The organism is Ralstonia sp. TCR112 (assembly GCF_007997035.1).
GTDB lineage: Bacteria > Pseudomonadota > Gammaproteobacteria > Burkholderiales > Burkholderiaceae > Ralstonia > Ralstonia edaphi.
Map to the genome: position 1 here is coordinate 27,560 of NZ_VOSS01000068.1, position 19,979 is coordinate 47,538.

Genomic DNA, 19,979 nt, shown 5'->3' on the forward strand with positions numbered 1-19,979 from the left:
CGATACGCCCATGGCACTGAATGTCCTCCATTACCGATACCAGGGTCGCGCCCAGTGGGGCGTGATCCGCGCCGGCATGATCACGCCCATTCCGGGCGATTTCCCGACCACCGCGGCGTTTCTCCAGTCCAACACGGTGGAAGCGCTTTCGGGGTTGGCCGGCACCGCCATCAAGGTGTCTGAGGTCGAAATCCTTTCGCCGGTCACGCGCAATCAGCAGTTCGTCTGCCTGGGTGCGAATTACCGCCAGCACATGATCGAATCGGGCATGAACCCGGATGCAAAGCACTTCAACATGGTGTTCACCAAGGCGCCGGGCTGCATCGTGCCGGCCACGTCCGATGTGGTGCGGCCACGCCACGTGCGGTTTCTCGACTACGAGATCGAGCTGGGCCTCGTTATGAAACGCGAGGTGACGACACGCGAGTCGGTCACGGAAGCCAACCTGCATGACTACGTGGCGGGCATCGTCATCGTCAACGACTACTCGGCGCGCGACATCCAGATTCCGCAGATGCAGTTCTACAAGGGCAAGAGCTATCGCACGTTCGGCCCGGTGGGCCCGTACCTGTGCCTGTTGCAGCAACGCGACTTCGGCCGGCTGCGCGATCTGCAACTCAGGCTGACGGTCAACGGCGTGATCCGGCAAAGCGATTCCACCGCCAACCTGGTCCACGGGCCCGCAGAAACCTTGACCGAGCTGTCGGGCGTTCACGATCTGCACACCGGTGACCTGATCGCCACGGGAACGCCCGCGGGGTGCGCACTGAGCGTGCCGTCCCCCGCCAAGCAGCGCATCGCTGCGCTGTTGCCGGAAGTTACCAAGTGGCGGATGTTCATGAAGGTGCAGGCTGCGCGCCCGCAATACCTGAAGCCCGGCGACGTTGTCGAAGCGCGCATCTTCAGCGCAGACAGCGAGATCGACCTCGGCACGCAGCGCAACCGCGTGGTGGAAGACGCAGCATGAACGGCATTGCAAACCAGGGCGACATCCTCGCCATTGAAGCGCGGGGAATGCCCTCAGACCTACCGACCAGTACGTACGAAATGATCCGGCGCGGCGCCGCCATCAACCCGTCTGCACCAGCGCTCTCGTTCTTCCTGCGCGCGGCGGATCATCGCAAGGCGCAGACGTGGACGTATCGCGAGCTCGTGCGAGACATCACGCGCACGGCCAACCTGTTCACGCGGCTAGGGATTCGCCGCGATGAAGTGGTGGCCTACGTGCTGCCGAACCTGCCGGAAACGCATTTCGTGATCTGGGGCGGCGAGGCGGCGGGCACGGTCTGCGCCATCAACCCGCTGCTTGAAGGGCCCGCCATTGCCGATCTGCTGAAGGCTGCCGGCGCGCGCGTGCTCGTTACGCTGGCGCCGTTTCCGGGCACCGATCTGTGGCCGAAGGTGCAGCGCATTCTGGGCGAGGTGGCATCGCTCGAGCATCTGGTGCTCGTCAACCTGGCCGACCGAGTACGCGGGCCCAAGGGCTGGATGGCGCGACTCGTGCAGCGCAGGGAGTGCACGCGGCTGTACGGCCGGGAAGGCGTTCGTGCAGCCGTGCCCAGACATATCCACCTGCACGATTTCGGCCCGGCGATGGCGCGTGAATCCGGCGCAACGCTGGCGTTTCCGCGCGTCTTCAAGGCGGGGGATACGTCTTCATATTTCTGCACGGGCGGCACCACCGGCCTGCCCAAGATTGCCATGCGCAGCCATGGCAACGAGGTGGCCAATGCGTGGGCCGCAGGCCAGTTCCTCGGCAACAGCGTCGGCCCTGGCAAAACGATCTTCTGCGGGCTGCCTCTGTTTCATGTGAACGCCGTGCTGGCGACCGGTCTTCTGCCGTTTTCCAAGGGCGCGCACGTAGTGCTCGGCACGCCCCAAGGCTATCGCGGCGAGGGTGTTGTCGCGCGTTTTTGGGAGATCGTCGAGCACCATCGCATCAACTTTTTCAGCGCGGTGCCGACGTTGTATGCGGCGTTGCTCGATGTGCCCGTTGGCAAGCACGACATCGGCTCGCTGCAGTACGGCCTGTGCGGCGCGGCACCCATGCCCGTCGAAGTCTTCCGCACGTTCCAGCAGCGCACCGGCGTCAAGATTCTGGAGGGTTACGGCCTGACCGAAGGCACGTGCGTGAGCAGCGTCAACCCACCGCTGGGCGACCGGCGACTCGGCTCCATTGGCCTGCGTGTGCCGGGCCAACTCATGAAGGCCATAGTGCTCGGTGAAGACGGCCGGTATCTGCGTGATTGCACTACCGACGAAGCTGGTGTCCTCGTCATCTCGGGCCCGAACGTCTTCGGCGGCTACGTGCAGCCCGAGCACAACAAGGGACTGTGGATCGACCTGGGCGATGGCCGGGCGTGGCTCAACACGGGCGATCTCGGCCGCATGGACGGTGACGGCTATTTCTGGCTGACCGGCAGAAAGAAGGAACTCATCATCCGTGGCGGCCACAACATCGATCCGGCCACCATTGAAGAGCCGCTGCACCGGCACCCGGCTGTGCAGATCGCGGCGGCCATCGGGCGGCCCGATGCACATGCCGGCGAGCTGCCCGTGGCGTACGTCCAGCTCAAGCCCGGCGCCACGGCCAGCCACGAAGAACTAGCCGACTTCGTGCGCGAAACCATCCTTGAGCGCGCTGCGCAGCCAAAGCAAATCCACATCGTTGATGCCATGCCGCTCACGGCGGTGGGCAAGATCTTCAAGCCCGCGCTCAAGCGCATGGAAACCGCCGATGCCTTGCACTGCGCGCTGCGCGACGCAGGCATCGAGGGCGTGCGCCTCGTGCTGGATGAAGACAAGACTACCGGCATCTCGGTACGTGCGGGCCTGCGCGACCCGGCATCGCACGATGGCGTGGCGGCCGTCCTTGGCCGATTCCCGTTTTCGTTTTCCATCTCGTCAGACGGAGGCGCGCCTCCCTAGTCCGTCACGCCCCAGCCTGCCTTAGCCAATACAACGATTCCAAAACAGGAGACACACCATGGCGCACTTCACTCTGCGCTCCGCCCCCGCTCGTTCTTTTTTTGCCGTGGCGGCCGCCATCGCAATGGCAGCTCCCGTGGCACATGCCCAATCCAACGAAGCGCAGGCCGCCAGCGATGGCAGCTTCTTTGACCGCTACATCCGCGGGCGCAACGTGCTCTCGGTTGGGGTGCTTCATATTCATCCCACGGATTCGTCAACGCCGCTGTCCACCTCGACCAGCGCGCTGGGCCTGGGCACCTATGAATCGCCTGGCACCAGCGCCAAGACGGGCAGCTCAACCACGCTGTCACTCACGCAGACGTATTTCGTCAACGACAACTGGGCCGTTACGGCGGTCGGCGGCATCCCGCCCACCACTGACATCTACGGCCGGGGCAAGGTCATCGCGCCGGTGCCGGCGCTTGGCAACCTCACGCTCATTGATCTGGGACTGCCGAAGAACAACCCGGTCGCATCTGCCCGTGCGTGGAATCCTGCGCTCATTGGGCAGTACTACTTCGGCACCGCGCAGAGCAGGCTGCGGCCGTTCATCGGCGCGGGCGTCAGCTACAACTTCTTCACCCAACTGCGCCTGAACCCGAATTTCGTCAGCGCGATGCAGAACCTCGGCCAAGTCCTGCAGCTGGGTATGGGCCAGATCCCGACCGGCCCCGCCAAAGTGTCAGCAGCGACCTCCAGTTCCTGGGCGCCAGTCGCCAACATCGGCATGTCTTACGAGTTCGCCCAGAACTGGACGCTGGTCGGCACCGTCGCCTATCTGCCGCTCAAGACCACTTCGACCATCACGCTGCGCAGCCAGGAAGGCCAGGTACTGGCCGTCAACAAGACGGTGATCAACGTGAAGCCGGTCGTCTTCAGCCTGAATGTTGGATACCGGTTCTAGTGGGTCGCCCACTACTGCGTAACTACTAAGGGATGCGGTTACAGGGAATGCAAGGGCAGGCCAGGCACAAATCCATCGATGATGTCTTCGGCCATCTTCGCGGCAGCGCGTTTTGCCGTTCCAATGCTGTCCCATTGGGTGGCCAGCAGTGGGAAGATCCGGGAGCGTTCGGTACTCGGTGGCTGCCCTTCCTCGCAGATCAACACGGAAGCACTGTAAGACCGGTCGGGACGAGGCTCGTGCCATTCACGAGGCGGATCGAACAGATAGATGAGGGGGTAAACATCGAACCCCTTGTAGCGGCAAATCGGATAAGCGTCCACGGCAATCTCCGTTGAAGGGGGTGGCCCACTGTACGCTCTTTGTGCCGGCTTCGTTGAACTACCCGCGAATAACCAAATGCGGACGAAGCGGCGCCTATGCGTGACGTGATCCCGCCGGTCTGAGATCGCCTTCCCAAGGCTGCACGCGCATGTCGAGCGTATGGTCGCCCTGCGCAGTTTTCGCGTGAAGACTGTCTCGAATCACTTGCCCGATGGCCAGCCGACACAAGGCTTCAATGCTGCCCTTGGCTGCGGCCCCAAGATCCGGGGCGCTTGCCAACAGCCTGAAGGACCGCCTTCCTTCACCAACGAAACTGGTGAACTGCACGCAGTTCGGCTCCCCATCGCGGATAAAACCGACCGTGATGGAATACGCCATGCTCTTTGCCGCGCCGGGGAGGGTGCAGAGAAAGCTGGTCTTACCAGAGGCATGCGTCATCTTGTTTCCTGGCTGGTCATGCAAGGTGGGGCGCCCATTCCAGACGCGGTGAATGTGATTCACGCCGCGAGTCGCCACATCAGCAGGCAAGAGCGCCCAGGTGCGGAAACCCATGCTTTCGTACTGAACGACGCAAGAACCGTAGTGCTGCGGCCGGGCTCACTCTACTCCGATCAATGCGCGGCGGCATGACGATCTTTCGAAGTGCGGCATAGGATGCTGCGTGTGCTCAGCAGCGGGGTAAGCCAATGCCGCTCGCGACGAGCGGGGGTTGCGAGAAGCTGTTACCATGCGCAACCTTTGCCCATCGTTCAAATGGATCGGGCAGGGTGCCCAGCAAGACAACACATAAAGCGCTGGCCACCCGTCGGGCGTACACCCGAATCACCTTGGGCCGTGTGGCCCATCACCTACCTGACCGGCGGTTTATCCGCTCCGTATGCAGCGCGCATGTACTGGCGTGCTCTCCTACGCAAGTACGGTCACCTCGTTTCCAATCGCTTGCGCCATGCATTTGCATGCCTGCGGCAAAGCATTGGCCTTACCCATCGTGGCGTAGCTCGTCAGCCGGAACTGGTTTGCCCAGCGCCCCGCCTGCATCTGCTCTCGCCCGAACCTAGCACTGTATTGAACAAAGTCGACTCCCCGTACACGGTATCCGTGTACCCAATTGAACAAGAACCCGGCGTCTGGTTTGCCACCTATCTCATCAACGAGTACCGGGATGGCACGGAACGCCTTCTCGCCAACGTCTCGATGCGCCACAACGTGCATGGCACCGAAGCCCTCGCGAGGAATGCCGCGCGGCTTGCCGGAAGAGCGGCCATCGCACGCCTGACGCACCGCCACACGAACTGAACCACGCAAGCCGCCTTAGGGCGGCTTTTTCGCTTGCGGCAACGGCAGGCGCAACTCCGAAGTCAAAGAGAAGGAAATCACCATGTCTGCCAGTGAAGAGTGGGAAGAGCTGCATCTGACGCCCCAGGGGTGGAAAGATGGCAGCTATCGGCACGTACCGGGTGATGCGGTCATCGTCACGCCACCGGCCGATGATGTACTGACGGTGCGCAGGCATGTGGCTGCCGTCTATGGCGGCCCCTCACGTGTGACGGAAGACAGAACGCCGCGCACCGATGACATGAGCCAGATCGAGCAATTGCTGTTGAAGTACGGCGGCCCTGTGTTTGGCGTCTAGCCGAAGACGATGTTGACGAACGCGTAGCCTAATGCCAAGGCGCTTCCGCGGCGCCCGCCCCATATCAGGCCCACGTTACTTAAGAGAGGAGTTGGCATGACACTTTGCCGCGATTGCCTTGCGATCGAAGTCCACCGACTTGGTGCGCCAGGCCATGCTTTCCTGAGAATCACTGACACGCAGCGCATCAAAGCCTCCAAGACTTCCGCCGTCACGGTGAGCACGTTCATATGCCGCACGTGCGGCGCGAACTGGACCTATCGCGAAGGGAAAAACGTGCCCAACCCGGGATGGTCCCTCGATGATTAGGCGACTGCATTGCCGACGCCATTGCGCCATGGCATCGCCTCGCTCTGCTCGTGCGTTCCAAGGCGTGCGATCAATCAGGGGCGTCTGTGGCTTGAACATGGACGGTCAAGCGTCGACGTCGAACCCTGGAGGGCGGCATGCGAGCCTCAAACCGTCGCATTCCGCAGTCTGAGCTCCAAATTTCCGACCTCCGAGAGACGCCTTCCACCCTCTGACGGTCGAGCGTCGGCCTCAACGGGACAACGTCGCCCCTTTGACGGCGAAGCACGGGTCTCCGAGGTCCGATGGGTCGGATGTTTTGGGCCCGCGTTCAGACCTCGGAGGGCCATGCGCGGGTGTTTGACCGCGGAATGTCGCGCTCACACACCCGACATCGAATGTTTGAGATCGACGAGCGCCTCACCAGAGGTTCAGCATGCGGTGTTTTGCGAGACGGTAGCGTTGTCGGCACGGCCGGCTATACCATCCGCTGAGCAAGACCCATCAATCTGCTGCCATGATCAACCCACACCGCATCGATTTTGTTTCTCTGTCGCTGTTCGCTTTGGTGGCGCGCACGGGCAGCATCAGCAAGGCGGCCGCATTGGCGCATCTGGCGGTTGGCGCTGCGAGCAAGCGGATTTCCGATCTGGAGGTCGGGATGGGCGCGCCGCTGTTGGAGCGCCATTCGCGGGGCGTGACGCTCACGGTGGCTGGCCAGGCGCTCTACCGCCATGCGCAGCGCATCCTCGCGGACGTCGATCTGCTTGCCGCCGAATTGTCGGACTTCACCTCGGGCATCGTCGGCGTCGTGCGGCTCTGGGCGAATACCTCCGCGGTGACGCAATTCCTCCCACAGCAGCTGGCAACGTTCACGCAGGCCAATCCGGGCATCCGCATCGAGCTGGAAGAGAAGAACAGCAGCGATATTGTCCTGGCCGTGCTCGACGGCCGGGCTGACGTCGGCATCTTTGCGGACCGCACGCCGACGCTGGGCCTCCAGTGTCTGGATTACCGCGAAGACCATCTCGGGCTGGTCGTGCCCAAGCAGCATCCGCTCAGCCGTCGCAGAGAGCTTCATTTGGTCGAAGCCCTCGACTACGACTTTGTCAGCCTGTCAGAAGGGACATCGCTGGCCGAACGCTTACAGACCGAAACCGAGGCCATGGGGCGTCGCCTCAAGCTGCGCATTCGCGTGCGAAGCTTCGACGCAATGTGCCAGATGGTCGCCGCCGGGATGGGTGTCGCCGTGCTCCCCTTGCAGGCGGTACGTGAGTTGGTGCGCTCAATGCAGCTGCGCCAGATCGCGCTCAAGGATGACTGGGCCCAGCGGAGCCTGTTGCTGGGCCTGCGTGACATCAATGCGGTGCCACGCCATGTCCGCACATTGATCGAGCATCTGAGGTCGACCACCCCGTAGGTTCCAAGGCCGCTTTCGCGTTTCGTGAAAGCTCGGTTCTCGCATTTGTTCTTCTGGCGCGGCCCGGCCGCAACCAGAATGCCTGCACGCGCCATTCAGAGCGCACCACAACGATGCAGGTTGCCAGCCTCACCCATGTGAGCGCCCCGTCGCCTGACATCGGCATCCACAGGAGACAACGATGGCTGGCACGGAAACCATGCCGCTTCAGGCGGCCACACCACCGACGCAAATCGACGAAGCACGCATCGTCAGCAAGATAGCGTGGCGCGTCATGCCGCTGATCATGGTGTGCTATCTGTTTGCGTTCTTTGATCGCATCAACATCAGCTTTGCCAAGTTTTCATTGCAGACCGATCTGGGTCTGAGCGACACCGCATACGGGCTCGGCGCCGGGTTGTTCGTCGTGGGCTATGTGCTGTTCGAGGTACCGAGCAACCTCATGCTGTACAAGGTGGGCGCCCGTCGGTGGATTGCCCGCATCATGGTTTCGTGGGGCATTGCCACCGCGCTGATGGCGTTTGTGCAAACCGAATGGCAGTTCTATGGGCTGCGCTTCGTGATTGGTGCGATGGAGGCAGGTTTTGCTCCGGGCGTCCTGTACTACCTGACGATCTGGTTCCCGGCGGCTTACCGCGGTCGGATGACGTCCATGCTGTTCCTGGCATCTGCGTTTGCCGGGCTGCTTGGGGCGCCTGCATCGGGCCTGGTGCTTTCACACATGGACGGTGTGCTTGCCATGCGCGGCTGGCACTGGTTGTTCCTGGTGGGCGGGCTGCCTTGCGTGCTTCTTGGATACATCGTCTTCAAGGTGCTCAAGGACCGCATTGAAGATGCCCGTTGGCTTGCGCCGGAGGAGCGTGCGCTGCTGAGCGCCAACATCGCGCGACAGAACCGCGATATAGCCGGCCACTCGCTGATCGGTGCGTTGAAGACGCCGGGTTTCCTCATGCTCGGGCTCATCTACTTCCTGATCCAGGTGAGTTCGTACGGCCTGAACTTCTGGGCGCCGCACATGATTCGCACGTCTGGTATCACCAACCCCACCACCATCGGTCTGCTGACGGCTGTGCCCTACCTGTGCGGGGCGATCACCATGGTCGTCGTGGGACGTGTGTCAGACCGTACGGGCGAACGCCGCAAGTTCGTGATTGGGCTGATGGTGCTGGCCTCGGTTGGATTCTTCAGCGCCGGCATTTTTGACAAGCAGACCGCCATGCTGGTCCTGGCCCTCGCGATGATGGGTGCGGGCGTAGTGGCCGCGATTCCCGCGTTCTGGGCGCTGCCTCCCAAGCTCGTCGCAGGCGCCGGGGCAGCAGCCGGCATTGCCCTGATCAACACGCTGGGCCAGCTGGGCGGCATCGTGAGTCCGGTGGTCGTCGGACGCATCAAGGACATGGCGGGCAGCACCACGCCGGCGCTTTACCTGATTGGCGGCCTCGGGCTTGTGTGTGCGGCCATCCTGACGTTCGCGATGCCAGCCCAGCTGCGCGCCAAAGACTGAGGTAGAGAGATGCAACAACAACACGTGCAATCCGGTAACGAAATCCATTGCGCTCCCATGGCACTCCAAGGGGTGCGCGTCATCGAGATGGGGCAATTGATCGCGGGGCCCTTTGCTGGCAAGACGCTCGGTGAGTTCGGCGCCGAGGTGATCAAGATCGAGCCACCCGGCGCGGGCGACCCCCTGCGCAACTGGCGCATGCTGAAGGACGGCACCTCCGTTTGGTGGCAGGTGCAGTCGCGCAACAAGCGCTCCGTGGCGCTCGACCTGCGCAACCCGGAAGCGCAAGAGATCGCGCGAGAACTGATTGCTTCAGCCGATGTGCTCATTGAGAATTTCCGCCCCGGCACGCTGGAAAGCTGGGGGCTCGGCTGGGATGTGCTGTCGGAGCTGAACCCGGGCCTGGTGATGTTGCGTATCTCTGGCTACGGGCAGACGGGGCCATACCGTGACTTGCCCGGGTTCGGCGCCATCGGCGAAGCCATGGGCGGCCTGCGGCATCTCACCGGCGAGCCGGGTCGCATACCTGTGCGGTGCGGCATCTCCATTGGCGACACGCTCGCCGCGTTGCACGGCACGATCGGCATCCTCACGGCGCTGTATCACCGCAAAGTGAACGGCGGCAAGGGCCAGGTCATCGACGTGGCCCTGAACGAGGCCGTGCTCAACGTCATGGAAAGTCTGATCCCGGAGTACAGCGCGTTTGGTGCCGTACGAGAGGCTGCAGGGAGCGCCTTGCCGGGCATCGCACCGTCGAATGCCTATCGTTGTGTGGACGGCTACATCTTGATCGCTGGCAATGGTGACAGCATCTTCAAGCGCTTGATGCACACCATCGGGCGCATCGATCTCGCGGACGATCCTGCCTTTGCCAATAATGCGGGCCGTGTCGCTCGAGTTGAAGAACTGGATGGCGCCATTGGCAGCTGGACAGCATTGCGAACGGTCGAAGAGGCGTTGCACCTGCTGGCTGAAGCGCGCGTACCGGCCGGGAAAGTCTATACCGCCAAGGACATCGTTGAAGACCCGCACTACCGTGCGCGGGACATGATCCTCCCGCAGCGCACCCGTGAAGGCGACACGTTGGAAGTGCCGGGCGTGGTCCCCAAATTGGAGGGCACACCGGGCACCGTTCGCACCGCCGCGCCGCGATTGGGAGAGGACACGACTGCGGTGTTGCGAGAACTCGGTATCGCCGATGATCAGATCGACGTGCTGCGGAACAAAGGAGTCATCGCATGAGCGCCTGGAACGGGAATCACCGCCGCATCCACATCCAGGAGGTTGGCACGCGGGATGGATTGCAGGCCGAATGCACCTTTGTACCCACGGAAGAGAAGATTGCGCTGATCGATGCGCTGTCCTCTTTGGGCCTCGCCAAGATCGAAGTCACCGGATTCGTTTCGCCCAAGGCCATTCCCGTCCTGGCTGACGCGGAGGCCGTGATGAAAGGCATCCGTCGCGTGCCGGGCACGGTGTACAGCGCGCTCGTGCCGAACGTGCGGGGCGCCGAGCGTGCGATCGACTGCGGGGCGGATGAGGTGAACCTTGTCATGTCGGCCACCGAAACGCACAACCTCGCAAATTTGCGCATGACCCGTGAGCAGTCGTTTGGCGGGCTGCGCGAAGTGGCTGCGTTGGCTCGCGGGGCTGGCGTTCGCGTCAATGTCTCGCTCTCATGCGCATTCGGCTGTCCGATGGAAGGCGAAGTCGAGATGGCGACCGTGCTGGACTGGGCGGAGCGCTTTCACACGCAGTTGGGCGCCGACAGCATCACGCTGTGCGATACCACCGGGATGGGGTATCCCACGCAGGTGAACAGGCTTGTGCGAGCGTTCCGTGAACGATGGGCCGATGCGGCGTTGACGCTGCACTTCCATAACACCAGAGGCATGGGGCTCGCCAATGTGCTGGCGGCAATCGAGGCCGGCGCAGACCGCTTCGACGCTTCACTGGGTGGCATTGGTGGCTGTCCGTACGCACCTGGCGCCACCGGGAACATCTGTACCGAAGATACCGTGCATGCGCTTGAACTGATGGGCTACGACACGGGAGTCGACCTGGCTGGGCTGGTGGCTGTATCGCGTCGCCTTCCTGCGTTGGTCGGACACGACACGCCAAGTCAGATCGCTAAAGCCGGACAACGGCTTCAACTGCATCCCGCTCCGCACGACCTCGAGGCGATACGAGCGCGAGCAGAGGCGCGAGTCTGACAAGGTAGTCAGCGCAATCCAGTCAGCCGTTTGCTGTTGGGGGGGAGGCAGGCTCCGCTGTCGGAGCTTGCGTGTCCGCCTCTTCGACGGCATTGCTCAATAGGGCTTGAGCACTGTACAGGCGCGTGGGTATAGGCATTCAGCACCCAGGAAAGGTCGGCCGCAGTGGCTTGCGGAAATCCTGCACGTAATGCGCTGAACGCAGCAAACAGCATCGTGCCGTCCATCGAAACCAGGAACACCGCAACGCTGGCCACCCCGAACACTGGCCAAGGGGATGCGGTGTCGAGGTGTGCATTGGGCAAAATCGAAGCGTTCGCGGCAGAAGCCGCGGCTGCTGAGCTGTCTGGATTCGTCATTAGGCTCTTCCGATAATGTGTGAGCCGGATCTGCTTCGGGCAACACGTTTCAGGAGAGCCCGAACGTCTTGCGCAGACTTGAGTCGACCGGTCCTGCCGGCATGAAACGGCGCAGCTTGCTCAGAAGGGATGCTTCGCCTTTGGGGGTAAGGCGCATCTTCCATGCCCCCAGTGCAGCATCGACGATGGTGCTTGCGACACCATCGGGGTCCGGCGCCTTCTGGACGCTTTTTTGAATGGCCTGTGAAACAACACCACGCTCCGCGTCATAGGCCGCGACTTTGGAAGCCGCATGGGGCGCGTTGGTATCCAGGCTGGTCTTGGTGAATGAGGGTTCCACAAGCGAGACACGAATGCCGAACTTGCGCACCTCGTGGTCCAGCGTCTCGGACATTCCCTCCACTGCGTGCTTAGATGCCGAATAGAGGCCCATGTAAGGCGCCGGCAGAAAGCCCAGCACCGAGCTGATGTTGACGATGCGTCCAGAACGCTGCGCCCGCATATGCGGCAATACGGCTTGCGTGGTACGCAGGATGCCGAACACGTTGGTGTCGAATAGGGTCTGTGCTTCGGCAACCGATGTTTCCTCAGTTGCGCCGAGCAGGCCCACACCAGCGCTGTTGACCAGCACATCGATGCGGTCCGCTCGCCTGATGATGGTATCGACACCGTGCCGAACCGAGGCTTCATCGCGGACATCCATCTGGATCAGTTCAACGCCGGCGATTGGCTGTGTTCTTGCGAGGTTGCGTACGGTGCCGAACACTCTGCAGCCTCGCAGGGCAAACTTTGCAGCGGTGGCACGGCCGATGCCCGAGGACACGCCGGTGATCACGACAACTTTGGAATTCGACATGGCAGCTTCTTTGTGTATGGGTGAGTGGGGCTTGCGGTAAATGGGTTCTTCAGTGCGCGCTATTGGCTGGCAATTGCGGTCGATGTATCGGGCTGCCAGCCACCACCCAGCGCCTTGAAGGCGGCGACGGCGGCGCGTGCCGATTCGGTTTGCGCTTGCGCGCGCGCATCCGATGCACGCAGCAAGCTTTCGTCGGCTTGCAGGACTTCGATCAGGCTGACGACGCCTTTTTGGTACGCGGCAAACGAAGCGTTCCGCGCGCGGCTGAGCGAATCGACGCCTTGCGTGAGCACGGCGGTCTGTTCCTCGCGCTTGACCAGTGCAGAGAACGCGTCTTCCACGTCTTCCGTGGCGCGCAGCACGGCGAGCCGGTATGCGGCCAGCATCTCGGCTTCCTGGGCTTTGGCCTGATCGATCTGCGCATTGATGCGACCGAAATCAAAGAGGCGCCAGCGCAGGCCGAGCACGCCAGCAAACTGACTGGCGCCACTGCCGAATAAGCTGCCGGCGCCCACCGATGTGGCGCTACCCAGCAGGCCGCTAAGCGAGAACTTCGGGTAGTACTCTGCAATGGCAACGCCGATGCGCGCGTTGGATGCCTCCAGGCGACGTTCAGCAACGATGAGATCCGGCCGGCGCCTTAGCAACTCGCTTGGCGATCCATTGATGGCGATCTGCGGCGCGGCCGGAATGTCGGCGTCTTGCGCAAGCTCCGTCCGATGTGTACCCGGCAGCGCGCCGAGCATTACGTCCAGTGCGTTCATCGCCGCGTGGAGGCCCGTCTCAAGCTGCGGGATGGACGCGCGCACCTGAGCGAGCGCGCCCTCTGCCTGCCTGACTTGAAGCTCGGCAGCCAGCCCCTTGCCGTATAGCAGGTTGATGGTGGAGAGCAATTCCTCCTGTGTTTGCACCTGGTGACGGGCCACCTTCAGGCGCGTTTGCAAGCCGCGGATGGTGATGTAGATATCAGCGGTCTGCGCGGCCACTGCCAGCCGTGTGGCGACTGCGCCTGCCCGGGAGGCCTGATAGTCGGCCAATGCTGCCTCTCGGCCACGGCGCAGTCCGCCGAATACGTCCAGTTCCCAGCTTGCGTTGACGTCGGCCTCGAACGCGTTGCCGTAGCGGTCGAAGCCCGGCCTTGCATTCAATACGCGGCCTAGAGGCGTTTCGACGGACTGATATGCACGCGCCGCTTGGCCTGTGACATTGCCCGAGGGCAGCAACGCGGCGTTGGCCGCACCCAGACCAGCGCGCGCTTGTGTAACACGGGCGAAGGCTTGGGCGAGGTCCAGGTTCTGTTCCAACGCGAGTTGAACAATCCGTGTGAGCTGCGGATCGCCAAAACCGGCCCACCACGCGGACAGATCCGCTGGACCATGGGCGGGCCGTTGCTCGACCGAGGTCTGACCCAGGAATCGATCGGGAACCGGCGCCTCCGGCTTCACATAGTTGGGGCCGACAGCGCACCCTGTGGCCAGGCCGGCAACGAGAAGGGCTGCAAGGGAGTGTTTTGGCAACATGGCGACGTCCATCGAAGTTTTGAGTGACTATAGTACAAATCGGTCACAAGTTGTTCAACTATCTCGACTGGCGTAAGCTGAAGCCCATGAAAACCACTCCTTACCCCGTTTCCGCCCGCGGCCCGGCGGACCATGACGTACGAGATCAGATCGTCGCCGCCGCCACCGAGCACTTCAGTCGGTACGGCTACGAGAAGACCGCTGTGTCCGATCTGGCCAAGGCGATTGGTTTTTCCAAGGCCTACATCTACAAGTTCTTCGAGTCCAAGCAGGCCATTGGCGAGATGATTTGCGCCAACTGCCTGCGCGAGATCGAGTCCGACGTGAATGCCGCTTTGGCCGAGGCCGGGTCCCCGCCGGAGAAGCTCCGCCGCATGTTTAAAGCCTTGACGGAGGCTAGTCTTCGGCTGTTTTCCCACGACCGTAAGCTCTACGAAATCGCTGCCTCGGCTGCGACCGAGCGGTGGCAGTCGGTGATCGCCTATGAGGGCCGCATCCAGCAACTGCTGCGCAATGTCCTGCAGGAGGGGCGCGAGACCGGAGACTTCGAGCGCAAGACGCCGTTAGACGAGGCTACGGCGGCCATCTACCTGGTCATGCGTCCGTTCATGAATCCGTTGCTTTTGCAGTACAGCTTCGACTACACGGAGGTCGCGCCTGGGCTGCTTTCCAGCCTCGTACTCCGAAGCCTTTCTCCCTGACGCTCAGATTTTTGTATGTGACCATTGACTAAATTAGTCACTTGAACAAGAATGAAAGCCCAGATCATCCTGTCGATGGGGCTTTCATGCTTTCGCGTCGCTTTATCACCTCTACCGCTGTTCTTGCATTGCCGCTGACGTTGACCGCTTGCGGCGAAAAGGCTCCCGGCGACCCGCGCACCGAGGCCCCATTGGTGCGTGTTGCATTCGTTCAGCCCGTTGCGTCGGCATCCCGATCGTTCACGGGTGTCGTGGCTGCCCGGGTGCAGAGCGACCTCGGCTTCCGCGTGCCTGGCAAGGTGCTGGAGCGGTTGGTGGATGCAGGTCAGACCGTCAAGCGCGGGCAGCCGCTCATGCGCATCGACCCGGTCGATCTGAAGCTCGCCGCGCATGCGCAGCAAGAAGCCGTAGCGGCCGCCCGCGCACGCGCGCAGCAGACGGCGGAAGATGAAGCGCGCTACCGCGATCTGCGCGGGACTGGCGCGATTTCCGCTTCCTCTTACGACCAAGCTAAGGCGGCGGCGGACGCGGCAAAAGCGCAATTGAGCGCCGCTGAAGCGCAGGCGGATGTCGCCCGCAACGCCAGCCGTTACGCAGAACTCGTTGCCGACGGTGACGGCGTGGTCATGGAAACGTTGGCCGAGCCCGGCCAAGTCGTTAATGCCGGGCAGGCGGTGGTGCGCTTGGCTCACGCTGGCCGCCGTGAGGCAGTGGTCCAGTTGCCGGAAACGTTGCGTCCCGCAATCGGCTCGGTCGCGCAGGCCACGTTGTTCGGCAGGGAAGGCGACGGCACGCCCGCCAAGCTGCGGCAACTATCGGATGCTGCGGACCGGCTTACCCGCACGTATGAAGCGCGCTATGTGCTCGACGGCGATCTGGCCAACGCGCCGTTGGGCGCGACCGTCACGATTCGGATTCCCGAGCGGGCAGCGACGGCGCAAGGCGATCTTCAAGTGGCCGATTTGCAGGTACCCCTCGGTGCCGTGTTCGACGCCGGCAAGGGCCCCGGCGTGTGGGTCATCCAGGGTGATCCAGCGAAGGTCTCGTGGCGGTCCATCGCGCTCCTGCGCCTAAGCGATGAAGGCGCCCGCGTTGCAGGCCAGGTCAAGCAGGGAGACCGCATAGTCGCGCTCGGCGCACAACTGCTACGCGAAGGACAGCAAGTGCGCGTGGCAGGTCAGCAGGCCGCTACCGCAGTTGCTGCAATTGCAGAGGTGCGCCCGTGAGCCAAGGTCGTTTCAACCTCTCGGCCCTGGCGGTGCGCGAGCGTGCCGTTACGCTGTTCCTCATCTGCCTCATCTCGCTGGCGGGGCTTATTTCGTTCTTCAAACTGGGCCGCGCGGAAGACCCGGCGTTTACGGTCAAGGTGATGAACATCGTCACTGTGTGGCCGGGCGCCACCGCGCAGGAAATGCAGGACCAGGTGGCTGAGAAGATCGAAAAGCGCATGCAGGAGCTGCGCTGGTACGATCGCACGGAAACGTACACGCGGCCCGGTCTCGCGTTCACTACGCTAACGTTGCTCGATAGCACGCCACCATCGGAAGTGCAGGAGGAGTTCTATCAAGCGCGCAAGAAGGTCGGTGACGAGGTGGCCAACCTGCCGTCCGGCGTGATCGGACCCATCGTCAATGACGAATATTCGGACGTGACCTTTGCCCTGTTTGCACTGAAGGCACAGGGCGAGCCGCAACGTGCGCTCGCGCGCGATGCGGAGACGCTGCGCCAGCGCCTGCTGCACGTGCCAGGCGTGAAGAAGGTGAACATCATCGGCGAACAGTCCGAGCGCATCTACGTCGAGTTCTCACATGACCGGCTGGCGACGCTCGGCGTGAGCCCGCAAGACGTGTTTGCCGCGCTCAACAGCCAGAATGCACTGACGGCCGCCGGCTCGGTCGAAACGAAAGGGCCGCAGGTGTTCATCCGCCTGGATGGCGCGTTTGACGAGCTGCAGAAGATTCGCGATACGCCGGTGGTCTCGCAGGGCCGCACGCTGAAGCTCTCGGACATTGCCACTGTCAAGCGCGGTTATGAAGACCCCGCCACATTCATGGTGCGCAATGGCGGGCAGCCCGCGTTGCTGTTGGGCGTCGTCATGCGCGATGGATGGAACGGGCTCGATCTGGGCAAGGCACTCGACAAGGAAGTCGGCGCCATCAATGCGGACATGCCGCTCGGCATGAGTCTGACTAAGGTGACGGACCAAGCCGTCAACATCGCCGGTGCAGTCGACGAGTTCATGCTCAAGTTCTTTGCTGCGCTACTGGTGGTGATGCTGGTGAGCTTTATCAGCATGGGCTGGCGCGCAGGCCTTGTGGTGGCCGCAGCCGTGCCACTGACGCTCGCCGTGGTGTTTGTGGTCATGGCCGCGACAGGAAAGAACTTCGATCGCATTACCCTCGGGTCGCTGATCCTGGCGCTGGGCCTGCTAGTGGACGACGCGATCATCGCCATCGAAATGATGGTGGTGAAGATGGAAGAGGGCTACAGCCGCGTGGCCGCTTCGGCCTATGCGTGGAGCCACACCGCCGCGCCCATGCTGTCGGGCACGCTGGTCACGGCCGTCGGCTTCATGCCCAACGGCTTTGCGCGATCCACGGCGGGTGAATACACCAGCAACATGTTCTGGATTGTCGGCATTGCGCTGATTGCATCCTGGGTGGTCGCGGTGGTGTTCACGCCGTACCTGGGCGTGAAGATGCTGCCCGATTTCAAGAAGGTCGAAGGCGGCCACGATGCGATTTACGACACCCCGCGCTACAACCGCTTCCGAGTGCTGCTCGGGCGCGTGATTGCGCGCAAATGGCTAGTCGCGGGCGCGGTGGTGGGCCTCTTCGCCTTGGCCATTGCGGGCATGGCGGTGGTTAAGAAGCAGTTCTTCCCGATCTCGGATCGCCCAGAAGTGCTGGTCGAGGTGCAGATGCCTTATGGCACGTCGATCAACCAGACCGACGCGGCGACCGCAAAGATCGAAGCCTGGCTCGCCAAGCAGAAGGAAGCCAAGATCGTGACGGCTTATATCGGCCAGGGCGCGCCGCGCTTCTATCTGGCGATGGGGCCGGAGCTGCCCGACCCCTCGTTCGCCAAGATCGTGATCCGCACCGACAGCCAGGAAGAGCGTGACATGCTGAAGCAGCGGCTACGTCAGGCGGTTGCAGATGGCCTGGCCCCGGGGGCGCGTGTACGTGTCACGCAGCTTGTGTTCGGGCCATATTCGCCGTTCCCCGTTGCCTATCGCGTCACTGGCACGGATGCGGAAACGCTGCGGCGTATCGCTGCTGATGTGCAGCATGTCATGGACGCCAGCCCGATGATGCGCACGGTCAATACGGACTGGGGCACGCGCGTCCCCACGCTGCATTTCACCTTGCAGCAAGACCGTCTGCAAGCCGTTGGCCTGACTTCCAGTGCCGTCGCGCAGCAACTTCAATTTCTGCTCAACGGCGTTCCGGTGACGGCAGTGCGCGAAGACATCCGCACCGTGCAGGTGACGGCGCGCTCGGCCGGCAACGTGCGGCTCGACCCGGCCAAGGTCGGAGACTTCACGCTGGCCGGTGCCAATGGGCAGCGCATTCCCCTCTCGCAGATCGGCAAGATCGAGGTGCGCATGGAGGAGCCCATCATGCGCCGTCGCGACCGCATGCCGACCATCACGGTGCGTGGCGATATTGCCGACGGTCTGCAACCGCCCGATGTGTCGACCGCCATCAGCAAGCAGCTTCAGCCCATCATCGAGAAGCTGCCGAGCGGATACCGCATTGAGCAAGCCGGTTCAATCGAAGAGTCGGGCAAGGCGACGAAGGCCATGCTGCCGCTGTTCCCTATCATGTTGGCCGTGACGCTGCTGATCCTCATCTTCCAAGTGCGATCCATTCCGGCGATGGTGATGGTCTTCCTGACCAGTCCCCTCGGGCTGATCGGCGTGGTGCCGACGCTGATCCTGTTCGGCAAGCCGTTCGGCATCAACGCGCTGGTCGGCCTGATTGCGCTGTCAGGCATCTTGATGCGCAACACGCTGATCCTAATCGGTCAGATCCAGCACAACAAGGATGAGGGGCTGGACCCGTTCAGGGCCGTCGTAGAGGCTACGGTGCAGCGAGCGCGTCCGGTGATCCTCACCGCCTTGGCCGCCATCCTCGCCTTTATTCCGCTCACCCATTCGGTGTTCTGGGGAGCACTGGCTTACACCCTGATTGGCGGCACGTTCGCAGGGACGATCCTGACGCTGGTGTTCTTGCCAGCCATGTACTCCATCTGGTTCAGGATTGGGCCGGGCTATGCGACGAAGGCGCCGCCGGATCGGCATCAGACCGAACAACAGGCAGGGAGCCTTGTGCCGGAGTAACGCCGACTAGAAAGCGTATGTGCTGGGCAGGTGTTTCAGTCAGAGGGGCTTAATTTCATTGAAGAAGATGATTGCCAAGTCGGAAGTACCTAGCGTGCTCGCTCTCGCACCGCTGACAGCTTCGCGTGCCACGACGGTCGCCCAGTTTGAGCGGAGCGCGCAAAGGGAATGCGAAAGGCCCGTGATGGGAAATGGGGCCCTTTGATCCGCTCAGCGGCGGCATGCCGACCAGCACTCAGAATCAAGATGCCGGCACGATGAGGCTCACGGTGCCTCAGACGTTGTGTTGAATTCCGCGTATGCAGCGGTAAATTTTGGCTCACGCCTGCCCCGTGTTACCTCCGTTCTCTCTCGACCTTAGGGGCAGGCGTTTTTTTATTGATTGCATTCTGGAGTGACGGGCGCGGGAGCCTCGACACCCCCCCAGCTTTTTTATAGAGCGGGCCAACAAGCAGGGTGGTCCTAGGCTGGAAGCGGCCTGTGGAGCAGGACGTATCACTACACCGATCGCCCGTTCCGGGCATCTACATCACACTCCCCGTGCTTGGATGAGCGTTCCTGTTGTCCTCCGTCGCGTCACTGCGATCTAGGAAGAACGGAACGGCCTGCCCGCAGCGACGGAGAACTCCTGCAGGATAAGTGACTGAAAACAAAGGAAAAGATGCTGAGGCTGCCGCCTTGATCGTCGAGGTAGTTCCAAATTGAGTGACTGAAGTTCCAAATGTCGAGATTCACTCAACGCTGAACCGGTAGGTCAGGATTTGCAGGCCTTCCCGGCCGAGTTGCTCGGCCAACGTTGAACTCGTGGTTCGCTTAACTTTGAACTATCCGCGTTTTGGTTCACGTAACTCTGAATTTTCGCGGGTGCCCGTCGGCCCTGGACGTCCTGATACAACCTCTCTGGAAATCCGACGCGCTAGGCGAGCGCAAGTCACAAGCTGC

Annotated in this window: 17 protein-coding genes and 1 pseudogene; 13 read left to right on the forward strand and 5 right to left on the reverse strand. The window is 62.4% G+C overall.

What is annotated here, in order from left to right:
* Window positions 1-10: 10 nt before the first annotated feature.
* From FUT88_RS16440 to FUT88_RS16450, 3 genes are read left to right on the forward strand one after another with little or no spacing between them, the layout of a single operon-like run.
* Complete coding sequence (locus FUT88_RS16440) at window positions 11-967, forward strand: fumarylacetoacetate hydrolase family protein (RefSeq protein WP_147216702.1); 957 nt, start codon at window positions 11-13, stop codon at window positions 965-967.
* Window positions 964-2,928, forward strand: a complete 1,965-nt coding sequence (locus FUT88_RS16445) for an acyl-CoA synthetase (protein WP_147216704.1) — start codon at window positions 964-966, stop codon at window positions 2,926-2,928. Before FUT88_RS16440 ends, FUT88_RS16445 begins: the two co-directional genes overlap by 4 nt.
* 58 nt (window positions 2,929-2,986) lie before the next feature.
* On the forward strand, window positions 2,987-3,874 hold the full coding sequence (locus tag FUT88_RS16450; RefSeq protein WP_147216706.1) for an OmpW/AlkL family protein: 888 nt from the start codon (window positions 2,987-2,989) through the stop codon (window positions 3,872-3,874).
* 38 nt (window positions 3,875-3,912) lie between these two features.
* Here the strand turns inward: FUT88_RS16450 and FUT88_RS16455 are convergent, their stop codons facing one another.
* Window positions 3,913-4,197 (reverse strand): hypothetical protein, encoded by a 285-nt coding sequence (locus FUT88_RS16455; RefSeq protein ID WP_147216708.1) that lies wholly within the window; start codon window positions 4,195-4,197, stop codon window positions 3,913-3,915.
* 94 nt (window positions 4,198-4,291) lie between these two features.
* Window positions 4,292-4,636 carry a hypothetical protein gene (locus tag FUT88_RS16460; RefSeq protein WP_147216753.1) on the reverse strand — a complete coding sequence of 115 codons (345 nt, stop codon included), beginning with the start codon at window positions 4,634-4,636 and terminating at the stop codon, window positions 4,292-4,294.
* 627 nt (window positions 4,637-5,263) lie between these two features.
* On the opposite strand from FUT88_RS16460, the gene FUT88_RS16465 reads away from it, so the two are divergent.
* From FUT88_RS16465 to FUT88_RS16495, 7 genes are all read left to right on the forward strand, one after another.
* Window positions 5,264-5,494, forward strand: coding sequence for an isochorismatase (locus tag FUT88_RS16465; RefSeq protein WP_147216710.1), 231 nt, complete (start codon window positions 5,264-5,266; stop codon window positions 5,492-5,494).
* A gap of 82 nt (window positions 5,495-5,576) precedes the next feature.
* Entirely contained in the window at window positions 5,577-5,831 is a 255-nt protein-coding gene (locus FUT88_RS16470) for a translation initiation factor 1 (protein ID WP_147216712.1), read from the forward strand.
* Window positions 5,832-5,927: 96 nt separating this feature from the next.
* Entirely contained in the window at window positions 5,928-6,140 is a 213-nt protein-coding gene (locus FUT88_RS26775) for a hypothetical protein (protein WP_147216714.1), read from the forward strand.
* 499 nt (window positions 6,141-6,639) lie between these two features.
* The gene (locus tag FUT88_RS16480; RefSeq protein WP_147216755.1) at window positions 6,640-7,539 is read left to right on the forward strand and encodes a LysR substrate-binding domain-containing protein; all 900 of its coding nucleotides are present in this window, start codon (window positions 6,640-6,642) and stop codon (window positions 7,537-7,539) included.
* Between the two features lie 199 nt (window positions 7,540-7,738).
* Window positions 7,739-9,043 (forward strand): MFS transporter, encoded by a 1,305-nt coding sequence (locus tag FUT88_RS16485; RefSeq protein WP_147216757.1) that lies wholly within the window; start codon window positions 7,739-7,741, stop codon window positions 9,041-9,043.
* Between the two features lie 9 nt (window positions 9,044-9,052).
* Window positions 9,053-10,285, forward strand: a complete 1,233-nt coding sequence (locus tag FUT88_RS16490) for a CaiB/BaiF CoA transferase family protein (RefSeq protein WP_147216715.1) — start codon at window positions 9,053-9,055, stop codon at window positions 10,283-10,285.
* Complete coding sequence (locus FUT88_RS16495) at window positions 10,282-11,256, forward strand: hydroxymethylglutaryl-CoA lyase (RefSeq protein WP_147216717.1); 975 nt, start codon at window positions 10,282-10,284, stop codon at window positions 11,254-11,256. Before FUT88_RS16490 ends, FUT88_RS16495 begins: the two co-directional genes overlap by 4 nt.
* A 128-nt stretch (window positions 11,257-11,384) precedes the next feature.
* On the opposite strand, the pseudogene FUT88_RS26440 reads toward FUT88_RS16495, so the two are convergent.
* The 3 genes and pseudogenes from FUT88_RS26440 to FUT88_RS16510 all read right to left on the reverse strand — a co-directional run.
* Window positions 11,385-11,615 (reverse strand): annotated as a pseudogene (locus FUT88_RS26440) (MFS transporter); the annotation flags it as partial.
* Between the two features lie 49 nt (window positions 11,616-11,664).
* Window positions 11,665-12,471, reverse strand: a complete 807-nt coding sequence (locus FUT88_RS16505) for an oxidoreductase (protein WP_147216719.1) — start codon at window positions 12,469-12,471, stop codon at window positions 11,665-11,667.
* Between the two features lie 59 nt (window positions 12,472-12,530).
* The gene (locus FUT88_RS16510; protein WP_147216721.1) at window positions 12,531-13,991 is read right to left on the reverse strand and encodes an efflux transporter outer membrane subunit; all 1,461 of its coding nucleotides are present in this window, start codon (window positions 13,989-13,991) and stop codon (window positions 12,531-12,533) included.
* A gap of 86 nt (window positions 13,992-14,077) precedes the next feature.
* Between FUT88_RS16510 and FUT88_RS16515 the strand changes: the two genes are divergently transcribed.
* The 3 genes from FUT88_RS16515 to FUT88_RS16525 all read left to right on the forward strand — a co-directional run bounded on the left by FUT88_RS16515 (window position 14,078) and on the right by FUT88_RS16525 (window position 19,037).
* Window positions 14,078-14,692 carry a TetR/AcrR family transcriptional regulator gene (locus FUT88_RS16515; protein WP_147216723.1) on the forward strand — a complete coding sequence of 205 codons (615 nt, stop codon included), beginning with the start codon at window positions 14,078-14,080 and terminating at the stop codon, window positions 14,690-14,692.
* 86 nt (window positions 14,693-14,778) lie between these two features.
* Complete coding sequence (locus FUT88_RS16520; protein WP_147216725.1) at window positions 14,779-15,918, forward strand: efflux RND transporter periplasmic adaptor subunit; 1,140 nt, start codon at window positions 14,779-14,781, stop codon at window positions 15,916-15,918.
* The gene (locus FUT88_RS16525) at window positions 15,915-19,037 is read left to right on the forward strand and encodes an efflux RND transporter permease subunit (RefSeq protein WP_147216727.1); all 3,123 of its coding nucleotides are present in this window, start codon (window positions 15,915-15,917) and stop codon (window positions 19,035-19,037) included. Before FUT88_RS16520 ends, FUT88_RS16525 begins: the two co-directional genes overlap by 4 nt.
* Window positions 19,038-19,979 lie beyond the last annotated feature (942 nt).

Coding starts and splice junctions, on each gene's coding strand:
- FUT88_RS16460 (WP_147216753.1), bottom strand. CDS start 4,636: ATGACGCATGCCTCTGGTAAGACCAGCTTTCTCTGCACCCTCCCCGGC.
- FUT88_RS16470 (WP_147216712.1), top strand. CDS start 5,577: ATGTCTGCCAGTGAAGAGTGGGAAGAGCTGCATCTGACGCCCCAGGGG.
- FUT88_RS16515 (WP_147216723.1), top strand. CDS start 14,078: ATGAAAACCACTCCTTACCCCGTTTCCGCCCGCGGCCCGGCGGACCAT.
- FUT88_RS16495 (WP_147216717.1), top strand. CDS start 10,282: ATGAGCGCCTGGAACGGGAATCACCGCCGCATCCACATCCAGGAGGTT.
- FUT88_RS16510 (WP_147216721.1), bottom strand. CDS start 13,991: ATGTTGCCAAAACACTCCCTTGCAGCCCTTCTCGTTGCCGGCCTGGCC.
- FUT88_RS16490 (WP_147216715.1), top strand. CDS start 9,053: ATGCAACAACAACACGTGCAATCCGGTAACGAAATCCATTGCGCTCCC.
- FUT88_RS16450 (WP_147216706.1), top strand. CDS start 2,987: ATGGCGCACTTCACTCTGCGCTCCGCCCCCGCTCGTTCTTTTTTTGCC.
- FUT88_RS16520 (WP_147216725.1), top strand. CDS start 14,779: ATGCTTTCGCGTCGCTTTATCACCTCTACCGCTGTTCTTGCATTGCCG.
- FUT88_RS16505 (WP_147216719.1), bottom strand. CDS start 12,471: ATGTCGAATTCCAAAGTTGTCGTGATCACCGGCGTGTCCTCGGGCATC.
- FUT88_RS16445 (WP_147216704.1), top strand. CDS start 964: ATGAACGGCATTGCAAACCAGGGCGACATCCTCGCCATTGAAGCGCGG.
- FUT88_RS16485 (WP_147216757.1), top strand. CDS start 7,739: ATGCCGCTTCAGGCGGCCACACCACCGACGCAAATCGACGAAGCACGC.
- FUT88_RS26775 (WP_147216714.1), top strand. CDS start 5,928: ATGACACTTTGCCGCGATTGCCTTGCGATCGAAGTCCACCGACTTGGT.
- FUT88_RS16440 (WP_147216702.1), top strand. CDS start 11: ATGGCACTGAATGTCCTCCATTACCGATACCAGGGTCGCGCCCAGTGG.